Source organism: Roseovarius halophilus (ex Wu et al. 2025), assembly GCF_047086965.1.
Genome location: NZ_JBKOTX010000225.1, coordinates 1 through 7,852, shown reverse-complemented (window position 1 = coordinate 7,852; position 7,852 = coordinate 1). Strand labels below are relative to the sequence as shown.

Annotated in this window: 7 protein-coding genes; 4 read left to right on the top strand and 3 right to left on the bottom strand. The window is 63.0% G+C overall.

The window, feature by feature from the left end; translation table 11 throughout:
* Positions 1–99 precede the first annotated feature (99 nt).
* The 3 genes from ACH107_RS27530 to ACH107_RS27520 all read right to left on the bottom strand — a co-directional run bounded on the left by ACH107_RS27530 (position 100) and on the right by ACH107_RS27520 (position 2,997).
* Entirely contained in the window at positions 100–1,434 is a 1,335-nt protein-coding gene (locus tag ACH107_RS27530; protein ID WP_412508874.1) for a TRAP transporter large permease, read from the bottom strand.
* Entirely contained in the window at positions 1,427–1,912 is a 486-nt protein-coding gene (locus tag ACH107_RS27525) for a TRAP transporter small permease (protein ID WP_167198058.1), read from the bottom strand. Before ACH107_RS27525 ends, ACH107_RS27530 begins: the two co-directional genes overlap by 8 nt.
* A gap of 80 nt (positions 1,913–1,992) precedes the next feature.
* A complete protein-coding gene (locus tag ACH107_RS27520; protein ID WP_167198061.1) occupies positions 1,993–2,997 on the bottom strand; it encodes a DctP family TRAP transporter solute-binding subunit in 1,005 nt (334 codons plus the stop codon).
* Positions 2,998–3,222: 225 nt separating this feature from the next.
* Between ACH107_RS27520 and ACH107_RS27515 the strand changes: the two genes are divergently transcribed.
* Genes ACH107_RS27515 through ACH107_RS27500 form a run of 4 tightly spaced genes read left to right on the top strand, consistent with a single transcriptional unit; the run spans position 3,223 to position 7,659 of the window.
* Positions 3,223–3,996 (top strand): IclR family transcriptional regulator, encoded by a 774-nt coding sequence (locus ACH107_RS27515; protein ID WP_167198150.1) that lies wholly within the window; start codon positions 3,223–3,225, stop codon positions 3,994–3,996.
* Between the two features lie 44 nt (positions 3,997–4,040).
* Complete coding sequence (locus ACH107_RS27510; RefSeq protein ID WP_412508872.1) at positions 4,041–5,210, top strand: acetyl-CoA acetyltransferase; 1,170 nt, start codon at positions 4,041–4,043, stop codon at positions 5,208–5,210.
* Positions 5,207–6,811: an acyl-CoA synthetase gene (locus ACH107_RS27505; protein WP_412508871.1), complete on the top strand. Its 1,605-nt coding sequence runs from the start codon at positions 5,207–5,209 to the stop codon at positions 6,809–6,811. Before ACH107_RS27510 ends, ACH107_RS27505 begins: the two co-directional genes overlap by 4 nt.
* The gene (locus ACH107_RS27500) at positions 6,808–7,659 is read left to right on the top strand and encodes a hypothetical protein (RefSeq protein WP_412508869.1); all 852 of its coding nucleotides are present in this window, start codon (positions 6,808–6,810) and stop codon (positions 7,657–7,659) included. The genes ACH107_RS27505 and ACH107_RS27500 overlap by 4 nt, the downstream gene beginning before the upstream one ends.
* Positions 7,660–7,852: the final 193 nt, after the last annotated feature.

The window sequence follows — 7,852 nt, the reverse complement described above, 5'->3', positions numbered from 1 at the left end:
GGGTGGTGGCAAGGCCGATGCCGCGGGCAGCGCCGGTCACGATTGCGGTTTTCGGTGTCATTTGGATCTCCGGTTATCGGGAAAATGCGGTGGTCTGGGTCATCTCATCCACTCTACCAGCACCTGTGAAAGCGACGGGAAGGCGGCGATCACGCCGAGCCCGACAAGACTGACCAGCAAGAACGGCATGGCACCGCGCGCCACCTTCTCGATCGAGAGCTTGGTGACATTCGCCGCGACGTAGAGATTGATGCCGACAGGTGGCGTAATCAGACCAATGGCCAGGTTCACCATCACAAGCACGCCGAACCAGACCGGATCCCAGCCCAGCTCGCGCACAACGGGCAGGAAGATCGGAAGCGAGATGAACATCACCGTTACCGCGTCCATGAACATTCCGGCAAGCACGAGGACCAGCATGATCACCAGCAGGATCACCCATTCGTTCTGGCTGATGCCCAAAAGGGCGGTGGAATAGCTGCCGACCAGATCCTCGACCGTGACGACCCAGCCGAACAGGCTGGCATAGGCCACGACCAGCATCACCACGGCCGAGGAGGCGGCGGCGTTGCCCAGCGCGTCGTAAAGCCCGCGAAACGTTAGCGTCCGATAGGCCAGCGCGCCGACGGCCAGCGCGTAGACGGTGGCGACCAGCGCGGCCTCGGTCGGGGTGAAGATGCCGGAATAGATCCCGCCCAGGATCACGACCGGGGTCATCAGGCCCCAGAAACTTTCGCGAAAGGTCAGCCAAAGCTTCCGGCGATAGGCGAGGTCCGCGTAGGGGTCGGGGCTGAGCGCCTCTAGCGCCGAACGATCCGCCACCGCGCGCCCGCGGCGCGCTAGCGGCAGCACGGCCAGCATGGTCATTCCCATGAAGATCCCCGGAATGATCGCCGCGATGAAGAGCCGCGAGATCGAGGTTTCGGCGATCACGCCGTAGATCACCAGCCCGATCGAGGGCGGAACCACGATTGATAGCGCCGCCCCGGTGCAGACCAGCCCGGCGGCATAGGCCCGGCTGTAGCCATCCTCTTCCATGCCCTTGATGATCATCGGGCCGATGGCCGCCACCGATGCCGGGCCAGAGCCGCTGACCGCCCCCCAGAACAGGCAAACGACCGTGCCGACAACCCCCATGCCGCCGGGCAGGCTGCCCACCAGCACCCGGAAAAAGCGGATCATCCGCTCTGCGATCCCGAGCGAGCCCATCAGTGTCCCGGCGAGGACAAAGAACGGGATCGCCAGAAGTGAGAACTTGGTAATGCCGGTGGCGATCAGATCACCCGCAAGGTCGAACCCGAACCCGATCTTCCACATGGTGTAGATCGCCGACAAGCCGAGCGCGAATGCCACCGGCAGACGCAGGGCCATCAGCAGGAAAAATACGATCACCATCTGCGATCCAGCGGTGATATCGGTGAAAAACTCAAACATCCGGCAGCACCTGCCGGGCAGGCCCGTTCAGCATTTCGACCACATGCTGCAGGTAGCGTAGGATGATCAGCGCGAACCCAAAGGGCACCGCCGCTTGATAGTACCAGGCCGGAATGCCCAGCGCGTAGGAATTCATGCCGTTGGCGTAGAGATTGGCCAGCGATTGCCAGGAAAACCAGGCTGACATCCCCAGAAGGCCGACCGACAGGGCCGCGGAGAGCACGAGGACGGGCTTCCATAGCACGCGGGGCATCATGTCATGCACCAGCGTCACTGCCAGATGCTCCCCCCGGCGGGCGGCCAGCGCTGCCCCGAATACCGTCAGCAGAAGGAACCCGTTGGTCAACAATTCTTCGGTGGCGGCCAGCGACAAGTTCGTGGCGTAACGAACGACGACATTGGCGAATCCCAGCAGGGTCATGCCAAGGAAAATGAACGCGCAGATAATCTTTTCCGCGTCACGCAGAAGAAACCTCATTGTCGCATGCTCCTGTCATCCGTCGCGGAAAAGAAGGACGGGCAAACCCAAAAAGGGCCTGCCCGTGAGAAACCGATCACTCAGTCAGCGTTCGCGATCGCTTCCTGAAAGGTGTTCACGATGTCCGCGCCGACCTTGTCCGCCCATTCGTCGAAGGCCGGTTTCGTGGCGGTCCGGAACGCGTCCAGTTCTTCCGCCGTCGGCTCGTAGATCTCCATGCCTTGCTCGCGCAGGAAATCAAGGCCGCTGGCTGTGTCCTCGCGGGTGATCTGGCGCTGATAGTCCATCGCCTCCTGCGCGGCTTCGCTAAGTGCGGTCTGCATGTCGGAATCGTAGCTGTCCCACTTGTCCTTCGAGATGCCCAGGAAAATCGGGTCATAGGAATAGTGCCATGTCGTCAGGTATTCCTGCACCTCGTAGATCTGCTGCGGGATGATCACCGCGCCGATCGGGTTTTCCTGTCCGTCCACGACGCCCTGTTGCAGCGCGGTCATCGTCTCGCCCCACTGCATCTGCTGGGGGTTAGCCCCCAACTCGTTCATCACGTCGATATACATTGGGCCGGCCACACGCATGTTCAGGCCTTCCATGTCCTCGGGCGATGTGATCGGGCGCACGTTATTCGTCACTTCGCGGAAACCGTTCTCGCCCCAAGCCAGAACCACGATACCCTTTTCCAGCAGGATATCCGAAAGCATTTCGCCCGGTGCACCTTGGGTTGTGGCATCGACCTGGTCATAGTTGGCATAGAGATAGGGCAGCGAGAACACCGCCATTTCGGGCACGAGCGGGGTCACGTTGATCGCCGATGTCACGACAAGGTCAAGCGCGCCGCGGCCCACCATCTCGGCTTGGCGCATCTGATCCCCGCCGGAAAGCTGGGCGTTCGGGAAGACCCGCACATCCAGATCGCCGCCGGTCTTATCGGCCAGAAGTTCGCCGAACCGTTCGGCCCCCTTGTGCCAGGTGGTGCTGTCGCCGGTGTTGTGTGACAGGCGCAGTGTCTCGGCCGAGACGGCACTTGCCATCAGGGCACCCGTGATCATCGAGGCAGCCGCCACGCGACCGACTTTGGCAAAATTCATTGTTTTCCTCCTCCAAACATCGTCTTCCTCCTCCAAGCTTCACCCCAAGGCAGGGCTATAAGCGTTTAGGCTGCAAAGGTAAGCAGCAAACGTCCATATGATGAACCACTTTTTTCAAATTTTACAAGAAAAACTTGCAAAAAGATATCGGAAAAAGCCAATATAAAGAAAATTCATCCGAAATACCCGTGCTAAAAGAAACTACAGGTTCATATAGTGGAACTAATGCAGGATCCCGGCCAACTTCGCGGTGCGCAAAGCGTCGATCGCGCGCTCGAACTGCTAAGCCTCATCGGCCGGCAATCCGGCGGCGGCCTGACGCTGTCGGAAGTGGTTGTGCGATCGGGGCTCAACAAGGCCACGGCGCGGCGCCTGCTTTTGGCTTTGATCCGCGCGGGGTTGATCGAACAGGATGACGAAAGCCGCCTCTATCACCTTGGCAAAGAAGCGTTCATCCTGGGGCTGCGCGCCTCGGGGCGGCACGGCCTTTTGAAACAGGCCATGGGCAGTCTGGTGCATCTTGCGCGCGAAACCGGGGATGCGGCGTTCATCTCAGTGCGTCGCGGGATGTCTTCGGTCTGCCTGCATCGCGAAGAAGGCGCATACCCGATTCGCACCTACGCGTTGATGTCCGGGGCGCAGCATCCGCTAGGCGTTGGGGCGGGATCGCTGGCAATGCTTGCCGCACTGCCCGACGACGAGGTGGAGGATGTCCTGCAGGCCAATGCCGCGATTCTGGCCGCAGATTACCCGCACCTGTCGCCCGACAGCATCCGCCATCATGTCGCCCGGACGCGGCGTGATGGCTACGCCCTGAATCCCGGCCTGATCTTCACCGATTCGTGGGGCATCGGCATCGCCCTGCACGGCCCTGATGGCGGCCTTTCCGGTGCGGTGTCGCTTGCTGCCGTGGAAAGCCGCATGAAAGAGCCTCGCCGGCTGGAACTTGTTTCGCAACTGAAAACCGAAGCCGCGAAAATCGCAGAACGGCTGGGGTAAGCGCCGCGTGCGGCGCGCCCCGGGCATCCTGAAAGGAGAAACGGATGACGAAAGCACAGATCGTCGGATGGGGTCACACGCCCTTCGGCAAATCCGAACACCCCGACACCGAAAGCCTTATGGCGGCGGCGGTCGGCCCTGCCATGGAACATGCCGGGATTACGCCCGAGGATGTGGACGGCATCTTTGCCGGCGTCTTCAACAACGGCTTTTCGAAGCAGGATTTTCAAGGTGCGCTGGTGGCGATGGGAGACGAGCGCTTCGCGCACACTCCGGCGGTGCGCTATGAGAACGCCTGCGCGACAGGCTCCGCGGCCCTGCACGGCGCGATGGATTTCATCGAATCCGGTCGCGGTCGCATCGCGCTGGTGGTCGGGGCCGAGAAGATGACAGCCACCCCCGGCGACGAGGTTGGCGACATCCTCCTGAGCGCCAGCTACCGGCGTGAGGAAGCCGATATCGAGGGTGGTTTCGCGGGCCTTTTCGGCAAGATCGCATCGGCCTATTTCCAGCGCTACGGCGACAAGTCCGAAGAACTGGCAATGATCGCGGCGAAGAACCATTCCAACGGCATGGCCAACCCGCTGGCGCACATGCACAAGGATTTCGACGTGGCCTTCTGCAACACGGTTTCCGAGAAGAACCCCCGCGTGGCCGGGCCGCTGCGCCGGACAGACTGCTCGCTCGTCTCGGACGGGGCCGCCGTGCTGGTGCTCGCAGACGCGGAAACCGCTGCCGGAATGGAGCGCGCCATCGCCTTTCGCGCACGGGTTCAGGCCAATGACATCATGGCGCTTTCGCGCCGCGACGTCCTGGAATTCCGCGGGGCGCGCATGGCATGGCAGGCCGGGCTGGAAGAGGCCGGCATAGGCCTTGACGATCTGTCGTTGGTGGAAAGCCACGACTGCTTTACCGTGGCCGAGATGCTGGAATACGAGGCAATGGGCCTCGCCGTCCCCGGAGAGGGGTATCGCGTGATCCGCGAGGGTGTCACCCGCAAGGATGGCCGCCTGCCGGTCAACCCCTCGGGCGGGCTGAAATCCAAGGGGCACCCGATTGGCGCCACAGGCGTTTCGATGCATGTCATGGCGGCGATGCAGCTGACAGGCGATGCGGGCGACATGCAGATCCCTGACGCGACGCTGGCCGGTGTGTTCAACATGGGCGGGGCCGCCGTGGCCAACTACGTGTCGATCCTGGAGCGCGCGAAATGACAATAGATCTGTCAAACGGCGTCACCCCGACCTCGACGCGGGTGATGAACCTGTCGCATTTTCTGACCGAAAGCGCCCGCCGGCTGGGCGACGATATCGGCTTCGTCTGGGGCGCGCATACCTGGTCTTGGGCGCGGATGGAGGCACGCTCGGCGGCGTTTGCCCATGCCCTGATTCATGATTTCGGCGTCGCCAAGGGCGACCGGATCCTGGTTCAATCGGCCAATTGCAACCAGATGTTCGAAGCAATGTTCGCGTGCTGGCGTGTGGGCGCCGTCTGGGTGCCGGCCAATTTCCGACAGTCCCCGGACGAGATTGGCTGGCTTGCCGAATCCGCTCAGGCGCGCGGGCTGATCTGCGGGGCAGCTTTCGCCGATCATGCTGCCACCTGCGGCGATCAGGTGGCGTTCACCGTGGCCATCGGCCAAGCCGAGTTCGCCGAGGATTACGAAGCCATAATCGCCCGGCACGAAGGCCAGACACCTTCCCCCGTCGCCGTGCAGCGCGACGACCCGGCTTGGTTCTTCTTCACCTCGGGCACGACGGGCCGGCCCAAGGCCGCTGTCCTGACGCATGGCCAGATGGCTTTCGTCATCACCAACCACCTGTGTGACCTGATGCCGGGAACCGGGCCCGATGACGCCTCGATCGTGGTGGCGCCGCTGTCGCACGGGGCCGGGGTGCATCAGCTTGCGCAAGTCGCCCATGGCGTCAAGACGATCTTGCCAGCGGGTGAGAAATTTGATCCGGCCGAGATCTGGGCACTGGTCGAAAAGTGGCGCGTTACCAATGCCTTCATGGTGCCGACCATCATCAAGCTGCTGGTTGAGCACCCGTCGGTCGACCTGCATGATCGTTCCAGCCTACGATATGTGATCTACGCGGGCGCGCCGATGTACCGCGCCGATCAGGTGCTGGCGATCGAAAAGCTGGGTCCGGTGCTGGTGCAGTATTTCGGCTTGGGCGAGGTGACGGGCAACATCACCGTGTTACCGCCGGTGCATCATCACACCGATGACGCGGCCATGCGTGTCGGCACCTGCGGCTTTGCCCGCACCGGAATGCAGGTGCAGATCCAGAACGACAAGGGCGAGGAAGTGGCCACGGGCGAAACCGGCGAGATCGCCGTGATTGGCCCGGCCGTCTTTGCGGGGTATTTCAACAACCCAGACGCCAACGCCAAGAATTTCCGCGATGGCTGGTTCCTGACGGGGGACCTGGGCCATATGGATGCGCAGGGTTTCGTCTACCTGACGGGGCGCGCGTCGGACATGTACATCTCGGGGGGGTCCAATATTTATCCGCGTGAAATCGAGGAGAAGCTTTTGATGCACCCGGCGGTATCGGAAGCCGCAGTTCTGGGCGTCCCCGATCCTGTCTGGGGCGAGGTCGGGCTTGCCGTCTGCGTCCCGCGCGAGGGCGGCACCCCGGACAAGACCGAGATCCTCACTTGGCTGGAAGCCCGGATATCACGCTACAAGCTGCCGCGCGAGATGGTGTTCTGGGACGAGATGCCAAAATCCGCCTATGGCAAGATCACCAAGAAGATGATCCGGCAGGAGCTTGAAGCGCGCGGCCAGTTGCCCGGCACGACGGCATGACGGATCAGGCGACGGGCAGGATCATTCGTCATCCCGGCCCGGCGGCCACCGACCGCCGGCGGGCGGTGGCCTGCCGCGCCCACCCGGTGAAAGTGCGGCTGCGGGCGGGGCTGACATTTGGGGATGCGGTGGCGCAGGGCTTTGAGGCGCAGGGGCACAACGCCGGTTACCTGCGGCTGGAGAACGTGCCGATGGCGAACCTGTCCTACGTGATACCGGCACCCGCGCCGGGCGACGGGCACGCGGCATGGTACAGCGCCACGAGGCGGATCGATGATCGTCCGCGCATCCTGACGGCGGGCGTTCACCTCGGGCTGCGCGACGGCGCCCCCTTCACCCATTGCCACGGGCTGTGGCGCGGCGACAGCGGCGAGCCTGCGATGGGGCACCTCCTGCCCACCGAAAGCGAAATCGCCGAGGATTGCGTGGTGACGGGATGGGCCGTTTCGGGCGCGACGCTGGCCGTCGAGCACGATCCAGAGACATGGTTTTCCCTGTTCCAGCCGCAGGCGTCGCCTATGCATGAGGGGGGGCAGGACGCCTTGCTCTGCACCCTGCAACCCAATCAGGATATCACCGCCGCGGTCGAGGAACTGGCAGAAGCGCACGGGTTTGCCGAGGCGCGGATCGAGGGGATCGGCAGCGTCGTGGGCGCCTGTTTCGACGCTGGGCCCGGCCTCGACAGCTACGCGACGGAGGTTTTCCTGACCGAGGCCGATTTTCGGCAGGGACAGGCGCGGCTAAACTCGATCTCGGTCGGGTTTGACGGCGTCCACCGGGACGGCCGCCTGACACGGCTGCGAAATTCCGTTTGCGTGACGGCGGAACTTCTGATGATCCGATCCTAGCCGGTGCCGGTGATGCGCCGCCCCATGCGACAGCGGTGACTTGACCTTGCGCGCGGGTCTGACCTGCCGTTGCGCCGAACGACACGCGCGATGGCCGCGGTCGGCAGTGAGCCCAGATGTGTCAAAGGCCGCGCCAGACACGCACAACCGAGCGGCGCATTGACGCGTCATTTGCAAACCTATCTCTTTTGTA